General features: G+C 36.1%; 19 protein-coding genes. 16 read left to right on the plus strand and 3 right to left on the minus strand.

Annotation, left to right across the window (positions count from 1 at the left end):
* Positions 1-132 precede the first annotated feature (132 nt).
* The 11 genes from KQI69_RS03570 to KQI69_RS03620 all read left to right on the plus strand — a co-directional run bounded on the left by KQI69_RS03570 (position 133) and on the right by KQI69_RS03620 (position 11,943).
* Positions 133-861, plus strand: coding sequence for a phosphatase PAP2 family protein (locus KQI69_RS03570; protein WP_216563916.1), 729 nt, complete (start codon positions 133-135; stop codon positions 859-861).
* A complete protein-coding gene (locus KQI69_RS03575) occupies positions 862-1,890 on the plus strand; it encodes a lysylphosphatidylglycerol synthase transmembrane domain-containing protein (protein WP_216563917.1) in 1,029 nt (342 codons plus the stop codon).
* Positions 1,891-2,018: 128 nt separating this feature from the next.
* Entirely contained in the window at positions 2,019-2,744 is a 726-nt protein-coding gene (locus KQI69_RS03580; protein ID WP_216563918.1) for a phosphatidylcholine/phosphatidylserine synthase, read from the plus strand.
* A 39-nt stretch (positions 2,745-2,783) separates the two neighbouring features.
* The gene (locus KQI69_RS03585) at positions 2,784-3,644 is read left to right on the plus strand and encodes a phosphatidylserine decarboxylase (RefSeq protein ID WP_216563919.1); all 861 of its coding nucleotides are present in this window, start codon (positions 2,784-2,786) and stop codon (positions 3,642-3,644) included.
* Positions 3,645-3,722: 78 nt separating this feature from the next.
* Positions 3,723-5,381 carry a DegT/DnrJ/EryC1/StrS family aminotransferase gene (locus KQI69_RS03590; RefSeq protein ID WP_216563920.1) on the plus strand — a complete coding sequence of 553 codons (1,659 nt, stop codon included), beginning with the start codon at positions 3,723-3,725 and terminating at the stop codon, positions 5,379-5,381.
* 62 nt (positions 5,382-5,443) lie between these two features.
* Complete coding sequence (locus tag KQI69_RS03595; RefSeq protein WP_216563921.1) at positions 5,444-6,640, plus strand: DUF3880 domain-containing protein; 1,197 nt, start codon at positions 5,444-5,446, stop codon at positions 6,638-6,640.
* Between the two features lie 12 nt (positions 6,641-6,652).
* Positions 6,653-8,446, plus strand: coding sequence for an AAA family ATPase (locus tag KQI69_RS03600; RefSeq protein ID WP_216563922.1), 1,794 nt, complete (start codon positions 6,653-6,655; stop codon positions 8,444-8,446).
* Between the two features lie 106 nt (positions 8,447-8,552).
* On the plus strand, positions 8,553-9,125 hold the full coding sequence (locus tag KQI69_RS03605; protein WP_216563923.1) for an accessory gene regulator B family protein: 573 nt from the start codon (positions 8,553-8,555) through the stop codon (positions 9,123-9,125).
* Positions 9,126-9,262: 137 nt separating this feature from the next.
* Positions 9,263-9,406 carry an AgrD family cyclic lactone autoinducer peptide gene (locus KQI69_RS03610; RefSeq protein ID WP_216563924.1) on the plus strand — a complete coding sequence of 48 codons (144 nt, stop codon included), beginning with the start codon at positions 9,263-9,265 and terminating at the stop codon, positions 9,404-9,406.
* 465 nt (positions 9,407-9,871) lie between these two features.
* Positions 9,872-10,615: a LytTR family DNA-binding domain-containing protein gene (locus KQI69_RS03615; protein ID WP_216563925.1), complete on the plus strand. Its 744-nt coding sequence runs from the start codon at positions 9,872-9,874 to the stop codon at positions 10,613-10,615.
* Positions 10,615-11,943 (plus strand): sensor histidine kinase, encoded by a 1,329-nt coding sequence (locus KQI69_RS03620; protein WP_216563926.1) that lies wholly within the window; start codon positions 10,615-10,617, stop codon positions 11,941-11,943. The genes KQI69_RS03615 and KQI69_RS03620 overlap by 1 nt, the downstream gene beginning before the upstream one ends.
* Before the next feature lie 57 nt (positions 11,944-12,000).
* On the opposite strand, the gene KQI69_RS03625 is transcribed toward KQI69_RS03620, so the two are convergent.
* The 3 genes from KQI69_RS03625 to KQI69_RS03635 are packed head-to-tail and all read right to left on the minus strand — an operon-like array spanning position 12,001 to position 14,636.
* Positions 12,001-12,522, minus strand: coding sequence for a DUF4364 family protein (locus KQI69_RS03625; RefSeq protein WP_216563927.1), 522 nt, complete (start codon positions 12,520-12,522; stop codon positions 12,001-12,003).
* On the minus strand, positions 12,522-13,481 hold the full coding sequence (locus tag KQI69_RS03630; RefSeq protein ID WP_216563928.1) for a TIGR01212 family radical SAM protein: 960 nt from the start codon (positions 13,479-13,481) through the stop codon (positions 12,522-12,524). Before KQI69_RS03630 ends, KQI69_RS03625 begins: the two co-directional genes overlap by 1 nt.
* A 3-nt stretch (positions 13,482-13,484) precedes the next feature.
* Positions 13,485-14,636 carry an NADP-dependent malic enzyme gene (locus KQI69_RS03635; RefSeq protein ID WP_216563929.1) on the minus strand — a complete coding sequence of 384 codons (1,152 nt, stop codon included), beginning with the start codon at positions 14,634-14,636 and terminating at the stop codon, positions 13,485-13,487.
* A 292-nt stretch (positions 14,637-14,928) separates the two neighbouring features.
* Between KQI69_RS03635 and KQI69_RS03640 the strand changes: the two genes are divergently transcribed.
* The 5 genes from KQI69_RS03640 (at position 14,929) to rpmE (ending at position 19,405) form a co-directional block, all read left to right on the plus strand.
* A complete protein-coding gene (locus KQI69_RS03640; RefSeq protein WP_216563930.1) occupies positions 14,929-15,294 on the plus strand; it encodes a GntR family transcriptional regulator in 366 nt (121 codons plus the stop codon).
* Between the two features lie 47 nt (positions 15,295-15,341).
* Complete coding sequence (locus KQI69_RS03645; RefSeq protein WP_216563931.1) at positions 15,342-16,034, plus strand: ABC transporter ATP-binding protein; 693 nt, start codon at positions 15,342-15,344, stop codon at positions 16,032-16,034.
* On the plus strand, positions 16,028-16,843 hold the full coding sequence (locus KQI69_RS03650; protein ID WP_216563932.1) for a hypothetical protein: 816 nt from the start codon (positions 16,028-16,030) through the stop codon (positions 16,841-16,843). Before KQI69_RS03645 ends, KQI69_RS03650 begins: the two co-directional genes overlap by 7 nt.
* A gap of 178 nt (positions 16,844-17,021) precedes the next feature.
* Complete coding sequence (gene rho / locus KQI69_RS03655; protein WP_216563933.1) at positions 17,022-18,983, plus strand: transcription termination factor Rho; 1,962 nt, start codon at positions 17,022-17,024, stop codon at positions 18,981-18,983.
* Between the two features lie 215 nt (positions 18,984-19,198).
* Positions 19,199-19,405: a 50S ribosomal protein L31 gene (gene rpmE, locus KQI69_RS03660; protein WP_022014073.1), complete on the plus strand. Its 207-nt coding sequence runs from the start codon at positions 19,199-19,201 to the stop codon at positions 19,403-19,405.
* Positions 19,406-19,542: the final 137 nt, after the last annotated feature.

Below are 19,542 nucleotides of genomic sequence, written 5' to 3' on the forward strand. Positions count from 1 at the left end.
AGCTAATAGTGTTATGAGCAAGTAGCAAAGCGGATTGCGAATATCCGCTTGACTTTATTAAGTATGTAAAGTGATTATGGAAAGTTAAAGATACAATAGTAAAAAAATAGGGGGATAAGGGAAATTAAAGATATGAGAGATAAAAGAGATGAAAAGTCTGGAAGTACAAGGTTTGGGATATGGTATGAGAAGTCTGTGGGAAAATTGATTCCTAAGCAGACGGTTATTTCGCTTATTTCTTGTTTTGTGCTTAATTCAGCAGTCTATACGGGAACACAGATACTTATGAAAAATGCTAAGCATTACGACTTGTCAACTAAGTTTGATAAGAGTCTGCCGTTTGTTAAGGAATGGATATACATATATCTTATATGCTTTGCTTTCTGGGCTGTTAATTACATAATGATTTCGAGGACTGAGAGAGAGCATTGGTATAAGTTTGCGACGGGGGATTATCTGTCAAGACTTATCTGTGGCGTATTTTTTATATTACTGCCGACTACCAATGTCAGACCGGAGGTTACGGGAAACGGGCTTTCGAGTATCCTTATGAGATTTATATATACTGTTGATCCTGCTACGGATCTGTTTCCGTCAATTCACTGTCTTGTGAGCTGGATGTGTTTTATCGGGATAAGAAAGCAGAAACATATACCGGTATGGTACAAAGTTTTTTCTGCGGTGTTCGCAGTGCTTGTGTTTGCGTCAACTCAGTTTACCAAACAGCATTATATACTTGATGTGTTCGCAGGGGTTGCGATAGCTGAATTGTCATATTTTATAGGGACACATACTAACTTTTATAAAAGGATATGGAGATTTTTTGATAAAGTTAATAATGTTATATTTGGGAGAGAGTAAATGTCAGGAGTAAAGAAAAATATTTTCAATGCCGCTTTTTTGATGCTGGTTCTTATTATCACGCTTTATTCTGTGTTTCATGGAGAGAATCTTTCAGAACTTTTAATTTATTTAAAACAGGGAGATTTCAGATATTGGATGCTCGGTGCGGTATTTGTTGTTTGCTTTATCGAGTCAGAGTCAGTTATAATCTATTATATGATGAAGGTTCTAGGTGAAAATGTAAAACTGACGCATTGTTTTTTATATTCGTTTGTGGGCTTTTTCTTTTCACTTATCACACCATCAGCTACGGGCGGTCAGCCGGCGCAGCTTTATTTTATGAAAAAAGATAAACTGTCATTGCCAACGTCAACGATGGTTCTTCTTATTGTGACGATTACATACAAACTTGTGCTTGTGGTGCTTGGACTTTTTGTTATGATATTCAGACTTGAAGCTGTGTGGGAATTTTTAAAACCAATCTACGGATGGTGCTATCTGGGAATTTTCTTGAATGTTGTGTGCGTTTTTGGTATGCTTATACTTGTATTTCATCCTACTCTTGCAAGCAGGATAGTATTATTCTGCGTAAGGCTGTTTGACAGGATTTTTAAGACGGACAAAGAAAAAAAATACGGTGAACGGCTTGAAAAGGCAATGGAAAAGTACAGAAATGCAGCAGAATTTTTTTATAATAACATAAGGGTTATAGTAAATGTTTTTCTGATAACATGTGTTCAGAGATTTCTGCTGTTTGCAGTTACATATCTTGTATACAGGTCGTTCAGGCTTAATCTTGCTGGGGCAGGGGTTGTTATAACACTTCAGGGAATGATATCTGTTGCAGTTGATATGCTTCCTTTGCCTGGGGGACTTGGGATAAGCGAAAAATTATTTAAAGACATATTTGTGCAGATATGTACAAAAAAATATACACTGCCTGTTATGATAGTGAGCAGAGGTTTAAGTTTTTATGTTCAGCTTGGGATAAGTGCGGTTATGACTGTTGTCGCATATCTTAGGATTGGAACAAGAGATAAAAAATAAAAATTAAGTTGCTTGGTACAGAGTGTATGCAAAGTGACAAAATGGGTGGCAGAAAAAATACAACAATAGCAAATATTTACAGAGTAGCACACTGGTATGTTGTATTTTGGAAAGAAATGAGGATTATTATGAAAGAGAATGTTAGTAAGAAAAAAATTACGGATAAGCTTATAGGAGTTTATGATTATACGGTAATACTTACATATGTAAGTCTGTTTATATCAGTTATCGGTATGACACAGGCGATGAATGGAAGATTCAGAACGGCAGTCACATGTCTTGCACTTTCGGGACTTTGTGATATGTTTGATGGAAAGATAGCCAGAAGTAAGAAAAACAGAACAGATGATGAAAAATTGTATGGTGTACAGATAGATTCTCTCTGTGATGTTGTATGTTTTGGTATTTTTCCGGCACTTATCTGTTTTCTCATAGGTGTGAGAGGACCGATAGGAATACTTATTGTAGGCTACTATTGTGTGTGTTCAGTTATAAGACTTGCATATTTCAACGTGCTTGAAACAAGAAGACAGCAGGTCGAGGAGGGAGCAAACAAGTACTATCACGGACTTCCGATAACATCAATGGCAATCGTGCTTCCATTAGTGTTTATGTTTCAGATATTTGTGAGTGACAGGGTATTTGTACTTGTATTATATTTTGCATTAGCAATAGTCGGAACATTGTTTATCGTTGATTTTAAACTTAAAAAGCCTGACAATAAGACATTAGTATTCCTCGTGATATTAGTGGCGGTTGCGGTTATAGTAGTTGTTGTATTTTCAAAATATAAGGTACCAAAACCACATTTCTTTGAGAAACCTTTGTGGAAACTGGTTAAGGGGAAGATGTAGAGTGAAGTAGTGCCGTATAAAGGCTGAATGGAGTATATAATGGAATTTGAAAGAATAAATTGCAGATTGGAAAAAAACGGTCAGGATAAATTCCTTGAAAAAATGTATAAAAGTGGGGCAGGAAAGCAGCTTTTAAAGGTGCTTACAAGTAGGGCAGTGTCTGAACTTGGCGGAAGGCTTATGGACAGTCCTCTTTCAGTGCCGGTAATAAAACCGTTTATAGAAAAAAATAATATTGATATGTCACAGTATGAAGAAAAAAAATATAAAAGCTACAATGAATTTTTTACGAGGAAGATTAAAGAGGGTGAGAGGATATTTGATATGACACCTGAGCTGTTATGCTCTCCATGTGACAGTAAACTTACGGTTTACAGGATAGATGATGATTCGGAGTATGAGATTAAGGGAGCGAAGTATTCCTTTGAAAGCCTTACGAGGAGCAGAAAACTTGCAGATTATTATAATGGCGGTTATATGCTTGTTTTTAGGCTTTGCGTTGATGACTATCACAGATATTCATATGTCGATAATGGTTATCTTGGACCGATAAGGAGGATAAATGGTGTTTATCATACAGTAAATCCTGTTGCGATAGAAGCGGGCTACGATATATATAAGGAAAATACAAGGGAGTGCTGTGTTTTGCACAGTGAAAATTTTGGAAAGATACTTCAGATGGAAGTAGGAGCACTTATGGTTGGAAGAATCGTAAACAATAATGAGAAATGCCATGTGTCAAGGGGACAGGAGAAAGGCCGTTTTGAGTTTGGCGGTTCTACGGTTATACTTGCATTTGCAAAAGATATGATAAAGATTAAAGATGAGGTAATCAAAAATTCAGAAGAAGACTTTGAAACCATTGTAAAAATGGGTGATATTATCGGTGAGAAATTATAAAATGGTTATACCGATTGGAAAGTCAATGATATTTCAAAATTTAAAAGAAGTAAGAGAGATTAAAAAGGAGCAAAATAGATGGATACACCAATCTGTGATTTTGTGAAAGAATATGCGGATAGCGGCTTTTCAAGATTTCATATGCCGGGGCATAAGGGCAGAGAATTTTTAGGCTGTGAGAGATACGACATAACGGAGATAGATGGTGCAGATGTGTTAAGTCATGCTGATGGAATTATTAAGAAAAGTCAGGAAAACGCTGCAAAGCTTTTTGGAAGCGGTGCATCGTTTTATTCAACAGAGGGTTCGTCACAGTGTATAAAGACTATGCTTGCCGTTGTTCAGGCTGATTACCAAAGAAAGATTTTGCACAAAAAAACAGATATGATGAAAAAACTTTGTGAAGCCAGCAATACAGGTATGAGGCATTTTTGTGAGAAAGGGATTACTGAAAAGTCAGGTACAATGACAGAGCGTACCTATATACTTGCCGCAAGAAATGTACACAGATCGCTGATAGATGCACTTGCACTTCTTGATCTCGATGTAGAATTTATCTACCCTAAAGATACAGACAGTATCTGCGTGAGCATGGTGACACCTGAGGATATCAGAAATTATCTTGAAAATATATCAGACAATACAGAAATAATAACATGTGAAGCTAAAAATATATCGGACAACATAGAAATAATAACGAGTGAAGCTCAAGATATATCGGGAAATCACGAGAAAAATCATATAGACAAATCATATGTAGATGTAAAGAAAAAAGTTTTATGTCACAAAGAAAGTGAAAACAACAATAAAAACACGCTGCCGATGGCTGTATATATAACTTCTCCCGATTATCTCGGAAATACAGCAGATATAAAAGGGATATCAGAAGTCTGTGAAGAATATGACATTCCTTTAATAGTTGACAATGCACATGGAGCATATCAGGCATTTCTTGACGAAAAAAAATATGGAGATATCCATCCAATAAAAAGCGGAGCTTCCATATGCTGTGATTCGGCACATAAGACGCTGCCGGTTCTGACAGGTGGTGCATATATACATGTTTCAGAAGAGTATAGGGAAAGGTTAGCACCGTATGTCGCATCTTATATGACAATGTTTGGCTCGACAAGTCCATCGTACCTTATAATGCAGTCGCTTGATATGTGTAACAGATATCTTGCTGAAAAATTCAGGCAGGAACTAAGTGATTGTATCATGCGGATAGAAAAGACAAAAAAGGTTCTTGCCGCAAATAATGTAAGGCTTATGGAAACAGAACCTCTCAAGATAGTGATAGATACTGCGGCAGCAGGCATGGAGGGGGAAGAACTTGCCGATGAACTTAGAGAATATAGAATTGAATGTGAATACGCAGACAAATATTTTGTTGTTTTGATGATAACACCGCAGAATGATGAGAAAGATTTTGAACGGCTTGAAAAATGGGCGGCTGATACTAAGGATAAAAGAGATACGAAAAAGAAAATAGAACCTGAAAAACTTATACTGCACAAAGCAGAAAGAGTGATGAGTATAAGAGAAGCAGCATTTTCACCGTACATGAAAATAAAGGTCTCTGATGCCTGCGGCAGTATATGTGCATCCCAGACAATAGCGTGTCCACCGGCAATCCCGATAGCTGTGTGTGGCGAGAGGATAGACCAAAATATGATAAATATATTTGAGGAGTATGGAATACAATATGTGAATGTTGTAAATTATCGATATATATAATGAGTTTATTTATATGTAAAATAAGTTTAAATAGACTAAAGTTTACGAAAGGCGGATAAATAATGAAGATATTATTTCCAACATGGAAAAGTTTTGGGGTAGAAGATATAAAAGAGACATTTGAAAAATTAGGACATACGGTATCATTATATGAAAAAGAACCAAAGAATTATCGTATTGATCCAAGATATAAATCAGAGATTAAAAAATATATAAAAGAAAATGATATAGATGTTGTATTTACATCAAACTATTATCCGGTGATATCTGATGGCTGCAACGACCTTAAGATACCATATCTTTCATGGTGTTATGACAGTCCTTTGATACTTACCTATTCAAAATCAGTATTTAATGAGGTAAACAGGATATTTATATTTGATTCATTGATGGTTCAGGAACTTAGAAATCTCGGTGTTGAAAATGTATGGTATATGCCTATGGCGGTAAATGAAAAAAGGCTTGCAGATTTAAGGATATCGCCAAAGGACAGAAAAATCGTGGAGAGCGATGTCTCATTTGTCGGAAGGCTTTATACCGAGGAACACAATCTCTACGACAGGATGGAGCCAAAACTTGATGATTATACAAAAGGTTATCTTGAAGGCATAATGGAGTCACAGAGACTTATATACGGATACACATTTATTGAGGAGCTTCTTACACCTGACATAGTGGAAAATATGATGGCTGCAATGCCGGTAAAAGTGCAGGAAAATGGAATGGAGAGTATTGAATATATTTATGCAAACTACTTTTTATGCCGCAAGATGACACAGCTTGACAGGACTGAGATATTTAAATATCTGGGAGAAAAACTTCCGGATATAAAACTTCAGAATGGAAAAAACATAGCTCCGATGAAACTTTATACATCAGAGCCGACACCACAGTTAGAAGGCATAAAAAATATGGGGGAAGTTCACTATATGTATGAAATGCCGCTTGTATTCAAATACAGTAAGATAAATCTCAATATCACGCTCAGGAGTATAAGAAATGGAATACCGCTTCGTGCAATGGACATAATGGGAGCAGGAGGATTTTTGCTCACAAATCATCAAAATGATTTTGCAATGCATTTTGTTGACGGAGAAGATTATGTAAGCTACAGTGACAGGGAGGATATGCTTGATAAGATAAAATATTATCTTGAGCATGAAGATGAGAGAAAGATGATAGCACAGAATGGGTGCAGAAAGGTGAGAGAGGAACATACATATACACAGAGATTGTCGGAGATAATCGGCACTATTTGATGAGGGGAATATATGGCAAGAGTGATAAGTATTGGAAATGAAGAATTTTCAGTAATACGTGAGAAAAACAGCTTTTATATAGACAAAACGGGATTTATTAAGGAATGGTGGGAAAATGAGGATGTTACGACATTGATAACACGCCCGCGCCGTTTTGGAAAAACTTTAAATATGACAATGCTCAACTGTTTTTTTTCAAATAAATATAAGGGAAGAGCAGATTTATTTTATGGTCTTGATATATGGAAAGAGGAAAAGTACAGAAACATTCAGGGGATTTATCCGGTAATATTTCTTAGTTTTGCAAGAATAAAAGCAAATACATTTGAACAGACAAAAAAACAGATGTATGCACAGATAGTAAAATTATATGAGCAAAACAGATTTTTACTTGATTCAGAATGTATGAGTGATACTGAAAAAGCAAGATATAAGATGTTTTTAGAAAGCCCGCTAGACAAAGATATATCATTTACAGTAAATGATATGTCAGATTATCTCAGCCGTTATTATGGAAGGAAAGTTATCATTCTGCTTGATGAATATGATACACCTATGCAGGAGGCCTATGTAAATGGATATTGGGAGGAGACAGTTGCATTTACAAGAAGTTTTTTTAATGCAACATTTAAGACAAATCCGTTTCTTGAAAGAGCGATCATGACTGGAATTACAAGAGTTTCCAAAGAAAGTATATTTTCTGATCTTAATAATTTGGTTGTTATTACAAGTACATCAAAACAGTATGAAACAGTATTTGGGTTTACGGAAGAAGAAGTTTTTTCGGCACTTGATGAATTTGGACTTGCGGAAGAAAAATTGAAGGTAAAGGACTGGTATGATGGATTTATTTTTGGAAATAAAACAGACATTTACAATCCATGGTCTATAATTAACTTTTTGAAATTTAAAGAGTTTAATGCATATTGGGCGGACTCAAGTTCAAATGGACTTGTAAACAGATTGATAAGGACAGGTGCATCAAGTGTTAAACAAACAGTAGAGAGGCTCATTGATGGTGATGTTATAGAAAAGAGTTTTGATGAACAGATAGTTTATGACAAACTGGACAGAAGTGAAAATGCTATATGGAGTTTGCTGCTTGCAAGTGGTTATCTGAGAGTAGAAACATTTCGCTGGGAAGATGAAATGACGAGGAAGGTTTACGGTTTAAAACTCACAAATAAAGAAGTAGAGATAATGTTTAAGACAATGATAAGCGGCTGGTTTGAATGTACGGAAGATTCGTCAGAAAATTTTATAAAGGCACTTATTTCAGGAAATCTGGATGCAATGAATGAATATATGAATGAAATAGCACTTGAAACATTTAGCAGCTTTGATGTTGCGGGAAAGGAGAATTCGAGAGTACGGCCTGAAAATTTAGCCTCATGCTACGACTACAAGGGAGTAGCTAATGGCTTAAGTTTGAACGATAGTTCAAACTTGTATGCGATGACTAGGCAGTCATCGCATTTTTATCATGGATTTGTACTTGGACTTATAGTAAATCAGAGCAAGGACTATATTATAAATTCAAATCGTGAAAGTGGTTTCGGTCGTTATGATGTTATGATGATGCCAAAAAATCACGAAAAAAAGGGATTGCCAGCGATAATAATCGAATTCAAAGTAATAAATCCGAGAAAAGAAAGTTCCCTTAAAGAAACAGTTGATATGGCACTAAAACAGATAAAAGAAAAGAATTATGACGCAGAACTTATAAAAAGAGGTGTAAAAAAAGAAGATATCAGGCATTATGGCTTTGCCTTTAGAGGCAAAGAAGTGTTGATAGGAGAGGGATAAATTTTATGATTCCCAAATCTGCAATAAATTTTCCAAATCTGCAAAAAGTCTTGAAAAACGAGAATAAACATGATATTTTTTGCTATATAGAGTGAGGTGCAGGGGAATGATAGATAGATATATAAATTTGCTGTTGAACAATGGAATAATATTACAGAGTGAAGAGGAAGTATACAGATATAAGGTCACTTGTCTGGTTGAAAAAATATTTTCGACAAGTATGATGCTTCTTGTAAGCCTGCTTTTTAAACAGTTTACGGCGATGATTATATTTATTGTATGTTTTTTTGCACTGAGAAACAGGACGGGGGGTTTTCATCTTGATTCATTTGGCTCGTGTTTTGTTGGAACTATGGGGATAGAGGTTGTTGTTATACTTCTTATAAAATCTCAGGTTATACCGCTTATAGTATCAGGAGTTGTGTCAGCGGTTGCTGCTGTTATCATTTTAATATTAGGAGGAGCAAATCATCCTAATATGGACTATGACAAAGAAGAATACAGCTTCAATAAAAAATACGCAAGACTGCTTGTAATCATAGAATTTTCGGCGATAGCTTTTTTGAGCTGGCTTCAGGTACCGGGCGTATATATTCAGGCGATAGAGTATTCAGTTATACTTACAGCTATTCTGCTTATAATGGCATTTACTATGGGACAGCATAAAAAGATTGAGTAAAAATCTAACATATATTACCAATTCTGCAATCAGATTTCCAAATTTGCAATATATATTGAAATGTAAAAGGTTAAATGGTATTTTCTATTTGTTGTTAGAAATAACAGCAATAGAAAAGAAAGGAGCGTATTATAGGCATGAAATTTAAAGAGAAAACATTAGAGATTTCAGCTTCTGTTCTTAAAAAAATGGTTGAAAAAGAGCAGCAGAGAAAACCAAGTTGCGGGGCTGTTTTACATCAGCCTAAAAGACCGGCGGCTTTGAAAAAGAGCGTGAAGTAATTTTATTCACTAGAAATCACTATTGTTACATAATAGGGTAATTACGGGAGAGATAAAAGGAATCTCTCGCTTTTTAACCTCTACCCCGGGTGAGAGATTCCTTATTTCTTGGGATGGCAGGAGAGGTTATTATTGAATGATAGAAGATATATAGCAGTGTAGAAATCTGATGTTATATTATAATAATAAAAAGTAAAATAAGATTTTTGCCTGTATAAATATATCTATTAAAAATAAGAGTTTATGGCTTTATAATTAAGAAAAGGTTGTGGAAAACAATGTTGTTCAGAGCTATATGTGGATTTGTAGAATCAGCAGGGTGTCAGAATGTCATGTAGGAAAGATTTATTCTGAACCCTGTTTTTAGATTCTATTTAAAAATATTGTTTTGTGGTATAGTTATAGTTACGATATAACATACGAAAGTATAGCGTAATTCTATAAGAAACACAGGAGGAGCAATAGTTGGAGTCTGATATTATTAGGATAGCCGTATGTGATGATGAAAAAGCCATAGCTGAGAAAATTGTGGGATATATAGGTGAGTATATAAATAAAACGAAACTGCCGTATAAGATAGATATTTACCAGTCCGGAGAAGAGTTTGTTTCGTTAAAAAGTGCGATGAAACAATATGATATTGTATTTCTTGATGTGAGTATGAGGGAAATGGATGGTATTAAAACAGCACATGAACTTAGAAAATACAGTGATAGGACTTACATAATTTTTGTTACCGGATTTATAGAATACTCATTGGCAGGATATAAAGTTAATGCAGTAAGATACATAATAAAAGATAAGGATACGATAGAGGCTGATATTACAGAGGCACTGAATGCCGTATTTGAGAAACTTGGGAAAAATACAGATGAGACAATATATGATTTTGTTGAGGAGAAGTCAAAAAGAGTAGTTACCGCAAACATAATGTATATTGAAAATTCGCTGCACAGGATAAGTTTTCATTTTAATGAGAATGGGACAGAAAATATATACACCGTTTACAAAAAGATGGATGATATAGAGATGGAACTTAAAGCAGAGGAATTAGTCAGGGTTCATCAGAGTTTTATTGTTAATATGAAATATGTATGTGATATAAAAAGGTATTATGTTAAGCTGATAAATTCTGTTAAGATTCCTATTTCAAAGCAGAGATATAAAAATGCTGTTTTGGAATATGCAAGGCAAAAGGGAGCGATTTGATGAATGTGTATCAGAGTTATGTAATAGTACTTATTGAAATGTCATGCTTTTTGATATTTAATACTGCATTTTCAAAATGTGAGTTAAGATTTCCAAAATGGGTTTGGATTATATGGCTTGTTATAATGTCATCGGCAATATTTGTCATCAGTGATATTTTTGAACAAAATATTTTGTTAAGACAAGTAGTAAATATTATAATTTTTATAGTTGGAAGCATCGCTATAGGAAAGAAAAGCATAAAAAATGCAATTATGGTATCAGCATTATTTGACTTTATATTTGTGATTGCTGATGTAATTACGATATTGTTAGATAGGGATGTACTTCAAATTGACATGAATGGAGAAGGTCATATAGATGCATTTATAACATTGATGAGTAAGTCAGTGCTACTTATAATTATACTTGTATTGAAAAAGGTTGGGAGTGATAGATGGCTTCATATAAGTGAAGAAAAAGATATAATGTTTTTGGCGGTTTTTCCGCTTATATCGGCAGGTGCTGTTGCAGGTATACTTAAGTGTGGTATTGGTCTTAAGTCTGAAAATGAAATTCAATTTGCATGGGTTGTGGTGGTCAGTCTTATTGCTATGAACATTCTTGTAATATTTTTTATGGATGACCTTGCTGAGAAGGCAAGACTCAAACAGGAAAAACTTGTGTTTGAGATGGATGCAAAAAGACAACGGGAGATGTATGATTCATGGGAAGAAAAGCTTATGCGTCAGAGGAGTATCTCACATGAATACAGAAATAATCTGCTTTACATGAGTGCATTGCTTGAAAAGAAGGAATATAGTAAGTTGTCCGAATATCTCAAAAAAGTCAGTGGAGAATATACAACAGGTATGGACATTATAAATACAAATAATCCGGTAGTTAATGTCCTTATGAACACAAAATATTATGAGGCTAAAAAGGCAGGTGCATCATTTATATGCAAGATAAATGACCTTTCAGGTATCACGATGGAGGAAACAGACCTTATATTAGTTGTATCAAATCTGTTGAATAATGCGATAGAAGCAGTACAAAAATGTAGTGATAATAAAGTTGTAAAAGTTAAGATAGTAATAGAGAACGGTAAACTTATCGTTTCTGTAAGGAATACATATAATGGAAAAATAAAAAAGGATGGGGATGAATTTAAGACTACAAAAAAGGAAAACAGCGAACTGCATGGCATAGGCATTAAAAATGTTATAAGGATTACAGAAAAATATCATGGTCTGCATCTGTTTGAAACCTGTGGTGAGGAGTTTAGTGCGGTTGTCATAATCCCGATGGAGGTTGATGATACTGAGGCAGAAGCTAGTACAACGTAAATTAAATCTTTGATACATTGGGCATTAATTATTCGTTGTACTAGAAGCCGGTAGAGTTTACTCTACCGACAATTCACTAAAAAGAAAACTATAGATCTTTTCATTCTTTTTTTTGAAATTTTCGCATACCTGAATTGCTTCTTCCTCTGTCGGAACATTTATTGCAACTTCTAAAAGAGTGCTTCCGCGTTCTACTAGAGAACAGCGTGCGATGTACTCTTTATTTTTTACATGTGTATAATCAGTGTGGATAGATGTACTCTCAACAATACTTACTCTGTTCTCGGAAAGATATTTTCTTATCTGTGTTTTGGTGTCATCGGGAAGCTGTTTTCCAAAAAAGGTAAGTATCTCCTGTCCGGCAGGCAGTATCTTATAATACGATGTTGAATGTGTCTGTTCGCTTTCTATCATATCATCTTCGAGAAGGTTTGTAAGTGTTTCCTGAATTGAAAAATAATCAGTATAATTGTTTCTCAAAATGAAATCAGAAATTATCGCATTTGACATTGGCTGTCTTGTAAGACTTAAAAAATAAAGTATTATCAGTTTATACAGCTTGCGTGATTCCGGTGTCATTAAAATCCCCCATTTCTAAAATTTTGTCCCTGGTATATACCACGCACCTTTAATTCGTGGCTCAGGGTATTTAATACAAGTCGCTTGTTTTTGCTCCATTCAGGTGCTATAAGTAAATCTTTTGGACCATCTCCGGTAAGTCTGTGTATGACTATGTCAGGTGAGAGGCGTGCTATACATCCGCATAATATATCTATGTATTCATCCTGTGTTAATATATGAAAATTTCCTATCATGCCGGCAAGGGCAGTGTTTTTTAAAACATGGAGAAGCTGCAGCTTTATGCCTTGAATATCCATAGTATTAAGATAAGCTATTGTTTTAAAAAAATCCGATTCTGTTTCATGGGGAAGTCCTATTATAACATGAACGATAACAGTTATATTTCTTTTTCTGAGTTCGTGAACTGTTTCTTCAAATACATTGAGAGTATAGCCGCGGTTTATAAGGGCTGAGGTTTCTTCATGCATAGTTTGAAGTCCAAGTTCTATCCATACAGGTTTTATATGATTAAGTCTGTCGATAAGGTCATATATTTCTTCGTTGAAACAGTCAGGTCTTGTGGCGATTGAAAGAGCGCAAATAAGAGGGTGGTTTATTGCCTGTGAAAAAATGTTTTCAAGGTATGAAACGGGAGCGTATGTATTTGAAAATGACTGGAAATATGCTATAAATTTTTCTCCCACAAATTTACCGTTTGCCTTTAGTGAGTTTATCCCGCTTTCAATCTGTTTTGTTATGTCATTATCGCTATCATGCTTTATGGCAAAATCCCCTGAACCTCCATTGCTGCAGAATATACAGCCGCCCGTGGAGACAGTGCCGTCACGGTTTGGACAGCTCATGCCTCCATCGAGAGCAACTTTATAGACTTTTTCGCCGAATGTTTTCTTCAAATGATAATCGAGAGAATAGTAAGGTTTTTCACCCCAGCGTCTTATATGTTCGTTTTTTTTCATATATTATTTAATATTAGCTTTTACAGCCTGAGATACAACATCTGCTACACGAGGATCAAATGCTTCAGGCATGATGTTATCCTCATTTAAGTCCTTTTCATCTACAAGACCTGCGATAGCAAGGGCAGCAGCAAGTTTCATTTCCTCTGTTATCTGTTTTGCGTGGCCTTCAAGTGCTCCTTTAAAGATACCAGGGAAAGCAACGACATTGTTTACCTGATTTGGAAAATCTGAACGGCCTGTGCCGACAACTCTTGCACCTGCTTTTTTTGCAACATCAGGCATGATCTCAGGAACAGGATTTGCCATTGCAAATAGAATGGCATCTTTATTCATGCTCTTGACCATTTCTTCTGAAACGATACCCGGAGCTGAAACGCCGACAAAGATATCTGCACCCTTGAGGGCATCTGCGAGAGTACCTGTTTTGCCTGTAAGGTTTGTGACCTCCATCATTTCTTTTTGCATCCAGTTAAGGTCATCACTTGCTTTTGAGAGTATACCTGATTTGTCACACATGACAACATCCTTAAAACCGTATCTGAGAAGAAGTTTTGTGATGGCAACTCCGGCAGAACCGGCACCGTTTACAACGACATGACATTCTTCCTTTGTCTTTCCGACAACTTTAAGGCCGTTTATGATACCTGCGAGAACAACGATAGCTGTACCGTGTTGGTCATCATGGAAAACAGGAATGTCAAGTGCTTCTTTTAATCTTGTCTCTATTTCAAAACATCTTGGAGCAGATATATCTTCAAGGTTGATGCCGCCAAAAGCAGGGGCGATATTTATGACAGTCTTGATGATTTCCTCTGTGTCCTGGGTATCAAGGCAGATAGGAAATGCGTTTACATCACCAAATTCCTTGAACAAAACAGCTTTTCCCTCCATAACGGGCATGGCAGCTTCCGGACCTATATTGCCTAAGCCGAGAACGGCACTTCCGTCAGAAACAACGGCTACAGTGTTTGATTTGATAGTATAGTTGTAAGCCTCTTTTTTATCTTTTGCGATTATCTTGCAGGGTTCAGCAACGCCGGGTGTATATGCGATAGCAAGGTCTTCTCTTGACTTTACATGGCATTTTGGTGTTGTGTCGATTTTTCCGTTCCATTCTTTGTGAAGTGCAATAGCTTTTTCGCTGTTTGTCATTTTTATATCCTCCGTTTGTTTTATTTTATAAAAAATACTACATATATAAGAATACCATATCTGAAAAGTTTGGTCAAAAAATATAAATAAGTGTTGACTTTTTTGAAAAACTGTATTACAGTATTATTGTACTAAGCAAGTAATACAATGATACAGATTGAACGCAAAATAAACATTCTAGTGCGTAGAGCACTAAGAGATGGGTAAGTGGAATACTTATTCTGCGTTCATGAGCAGGTAGCGAAGGCGGATTGTGAATGTCCGCTTTATAAAAGGAAAGGAGGATATATGGTTGGTTTGGAAATTTAATGATGAACAGCCTATCTATCAGCAGATAATCAGTCAGATAAAAGAGCGTATAGTGGCTGGGGAGTGGAAAGCTGGAGATAAATTAAAGTCAGTCAGGGAGCTGGCACTTGAGGCTGGGGTTAATCCTAATACGATGCAGAAAGCACTTGCTGAACTTGAGAGAGAAGGTCTTGTTTACTCACAGAGGACGGCAGGGCGTTTTGTATCGGACAGTAAGGAAAAGACAGAAAGGTTACAGGAGGAGATGACTATGGAGTGCATAAAGACATTTGTTGCTCAGATGGAAAAGATGGGGTATGCAAAAGAGCAGATAATTGAACTTCTCAAAAAATATATATCTGAAAATTAAAAAATTTCATACCATGCACAGAAGGTTGTGCGGAATGGAGGCATAAAATGATATTGGAATGTGAAAATCTATCGAAAGACTATGGCAGTGTAAAGGCACTTGACGGTCTGACTCTCAGGATTGAAAGCGGAAAGATAGTCGGACTGCTCGGACCAAACGGCCACGGAAAGACAACTCTTATAAAAACATTGAGCGGGCTTTTAAGTCAGGATGATGGAGATGTCCTGATAGATGGAAAAAAAGTCGGAGTCGATACAAAGAAAATAGTGTCGTATCTTCCGGAGAGAAGTTATCTTTCACCGGCGATGAAGATTAGGGAAGTAGTAAGTTTTTTTGAAGAATTTTATGAGGACTTCGATGCAAAAAAAGCATATGCCATGCTTGATGAACTAGGTCTTGACAAAGAGAGCAGATTGAAGGCGCTCTCAAAAGGAAACAGGGAAAAAGTCCAGCTTATCATGGTCATGAGCAGAAGTGCAAAACTTTATCTTCTTGATGAACCTATGGGTGGTGTTGATCCGGCTGCGAGGGATTATATTTTAAGGACTATAATAAGCAATTATACCGAGGATGCCACTGTTATCATATCTACACATCTTATTCAGGATGTTGAGCAGATACTTGATGAAGTTATCTTTTTAAAACATGGAAAAGTGATGCTTCACAGGGATGTGGATGAACTCAGGATGGAAAAGAAAAAGTCGGTTGATGCTTTGTTCAGGGAGGTGTTTTCATGTTAGGAAAACTTATAAAATATGATATAAAATCAAATATAAAGATAATTGCAGGGACATACAGTTTTATAACACTTCTGGCTGTTTTTCATCTTATCATGTATAAACTGTCAGCAGCTTATCCGGAGGCAGTACAGTGGGGACTGCTGGAAAAGTTCACATTTATGTTTCACATTTTAGGCATAGGTGTTGGATTTGGTATTACACTGGTAGCGTGTGTACTGTATTTCAGAAAAAATATGTTTAAAGACGAAGGCTATCTGACGCATACGCTTCCGGCTGGTGAGGGAGTTATTTTTACAGGTAAATATCTGTCAACAGTCATACTTTTCCTGATAAACATAGCAGGTGCATATATCACTGTGGCTATATCGACAGGAAAACTGTTCTGGTGTGGAACGATATTGAAGGAAATAACTGGGAGTATGAAAGAAAGTGGCTTTAATACAATGAATATATGGCTTGTTACAGCTTCGATGATAGCAGGTGCATTTTGTGCGATAAGCCAGATATTCGGGGCGATAACGATAGGATATTCAGCCGGAAAGAAAATGAATAAAGATATCCTGTCATTTATCGTATATTTTGCAGGTTATATCATCATGCAGGGGATTTCAATAGGTATAGTTGCCGTTTGTGCAGTCAGAAGGGGAATGGTAACACAGATAATAAATAATGAAGCATCAGATATTGGTGCGCTCAGTGCCTATATAGGTGATGTGCTCAGCGCAAGTCTTGTGCTTATGTTAGTGCTGACTATTTTATACTATGTGGTAAGTGTATATCTTCTTAATAAAAAACTTAATCTTGATTAGAGTTTCTTTTGCTCCTTTACAAATACGAAAAGATTGTGTATATTAGTACTAAAAGTATTAATAAATTTATTCAGACACTATCGTGAAATTAAAATCCCGGAATCGTCAATATAATTTATAAGAATTTTAAAACATTATCAAAGAAAAAATCAAAATGTATTTGTAAAGGAGCAATGGAATGGCAGATTTAGAAAAAATGTCTCTTGTTGAACTTAGGGTTGCCGGACGCAAAATGGGCGTTAAAAATGTAACTACATATAAAAAGAGGGAACTTTTGGAACTGCTTCTGAGTATTCAGAAAGAGCAGGAAACAGAGACAACGGAGAACTCTGAAGGAAAAAATGAAGATGTCGTTATGGAGAATACGGCAGGGGATGTTAAGGAAAAAAAGACAAGAAGCAAAAAGAAAGATGAAGAAAGTAAAAAAGAATCTGATGATAAACAGGAGGATGCTTCGGAAGAAAAAGGTACAGCCGGGAATGTAGATGATGTTTCTAAAAAGAATACAGAAGATATACAGGAATCGGATTCGGAGGAAAAAAAGCAGCAGAATCAGAACAATTATGTAAGAAATAATGATTACAATAATAATGATGAACATAGAAATACATACAGAGCGAGAAGAGAGGGCGGATATCAGTCATCTTACTCTTATCAGGGAAGAAACAGTAATGTGCGTGGACAGCAGAGGAATAATGGAAGAGTAAATATGAGACAGGGAAATAATCCTTATTCAAATCAGAATCCCGGATATTCTTCAAATAGTTCATATCAGCCAAATTTAAATCATGGTGGATACCAGAATAATTATAATCAGAATAATGGAGTGCAAAACAGTGGTTATTCTCAGAATACTTATAACTCAAATGGAGGATATCAGAACGGTTATAATCAGAATAACAGTACACCGGGAAGCAGCTATTCGCAGAATAATTACAATTCAAATAACGGGTATCAGACAAATGTTAGTCAGAATATTGCAGAGCCTGAAAAACAGCTTGATATAAGCCAGCTTGACAGTGGGGAGACACGCGAGGGAATCCTTGAGATAATGGCAGAGGGATATGGTTTTATCAGATGTGACAATTTCCTTCCGGGAGATGATGATGTATATGTATCACATGCGATGATAAAGAAATACAGACTTCGCACAGGAGATATACTTAAAGGAAATCTTAAAGTGAGAAGCCAGACAGAAAAATTTGCTGCGATGTTATATGTTACAACAGTCAACGGTTATCCTGTTGAGGAACTTTTGACAAGACCAAAGTTTGAACAGCTTATACCGATATTTCCTGATGAGAGGATAAGACTTGAGACTGATGGCAGCAGTATTTCAATGAGAATGATGGATATAGTAGCGCCTATCGGCAAGGGGCAGCGTGGAATGATAGTTTCACAGCCGAAGACAGGAAAGACGACGCTTCTTAAACAGGTAGCAAAAGCCGTTAAGACAAATCATCCAAAGATGCATATAATCGTACTCCTCATCGATGAGAGACCGGAGGAAGTTACTGATATTAAAGAATCTATTATGGGACACAATGTTGAGGTGATATATTCTACATTTGATGAACTTCCTGAAAATCATAAGAGAGTTTCAGAGATGGTCATAGAGAGAGCAAAAAGACTTGTAGAGCATGGCGAAGATGTGATGATACTTCTTGACAGTATCACAAGACTTGCAAGAGCATACAATTTAACGGTAGCACCTAGCGGAAGAACACTTTCGGGAGGTCTTGACCCGGCGGCACTCCACATGCCAAAGAAGTTTTTCGGTGCAGCGAGAAATATGAGGGAAGGCGGAAGTCTTACGATACTTGCAACAGCACTTGTAGATACAGGAAGCAAGATGGATGATGTTGTATTTGAGGAATTTAAAGGAACGGGTAACATGGAACTTGTTCTTGACAGAAGTCTTTCAGAAAAGAGAGTATTTCCGGCAATAGACCTTCCTAAGTCAAGTACTAGAAGAGATGACCTTTTGCTCACACAGGATGAAAAAGATGCAGCATATCGCATAAGAAAAGTGTTTAGCACAATGAGAAATGATGAAGCTGTGGAAAAGATCATTGATTTGTTCAGAAAAACAAGAAACAACAGGGAATTTGTTGAAATGATAAGAAAGATACGTTTCTAGGAAAGATATTTTTCGGTAAATAAAGATTGATTTCTGTGAAAATGTGTTTTTAGAAAAAATAAAATATATACTTGCGCTTTTGTGCAGAGTGTGTTACAATAATGAAGTTGTGTTGAAAATTGAAATCGAAAAGATACAGTCCTACATGCTGGGTGTGATCTTTTTCGTGATATGTATTTGCTGTCGTGATGGCAGCGGAATGGAGGTCATAAGACATGAGAGAGGGAATTCATCCTAATTATTATCAGGCTAAAGTTGTTTGCAACTGTGGTAATGAGTTTGTAACTGGTTCTACAAAGGAAGAAATTCATGTAGAAATCTGTTCAAAATGTCATTCTTTTTACACAGGTCAGCAGAAAGCTGTTAAGGCTCGTGGTGCGATTGATAAGTTCAACCGTAAATATGGCATGCAGGCAAACTAGTACGACGAAAATTAAATCTTTGATACATTGGGCATGAATGAGATTTCGAGAGTGCACGTCAAAAAACGTAGGTATAGCAGGCTACATCGAGGCTTTTTGATATGTGCTATCGAAAGTGCAGGCTTGTTCAATGTATC

The organism is Eubacterium sp. MSJ-13, from assembly GCF_018918235.1.
Lineage (GTDB): Bacteria > Bacillota > Clostridia > Lachnospirales > Lachnospiraceae > Butyribacter.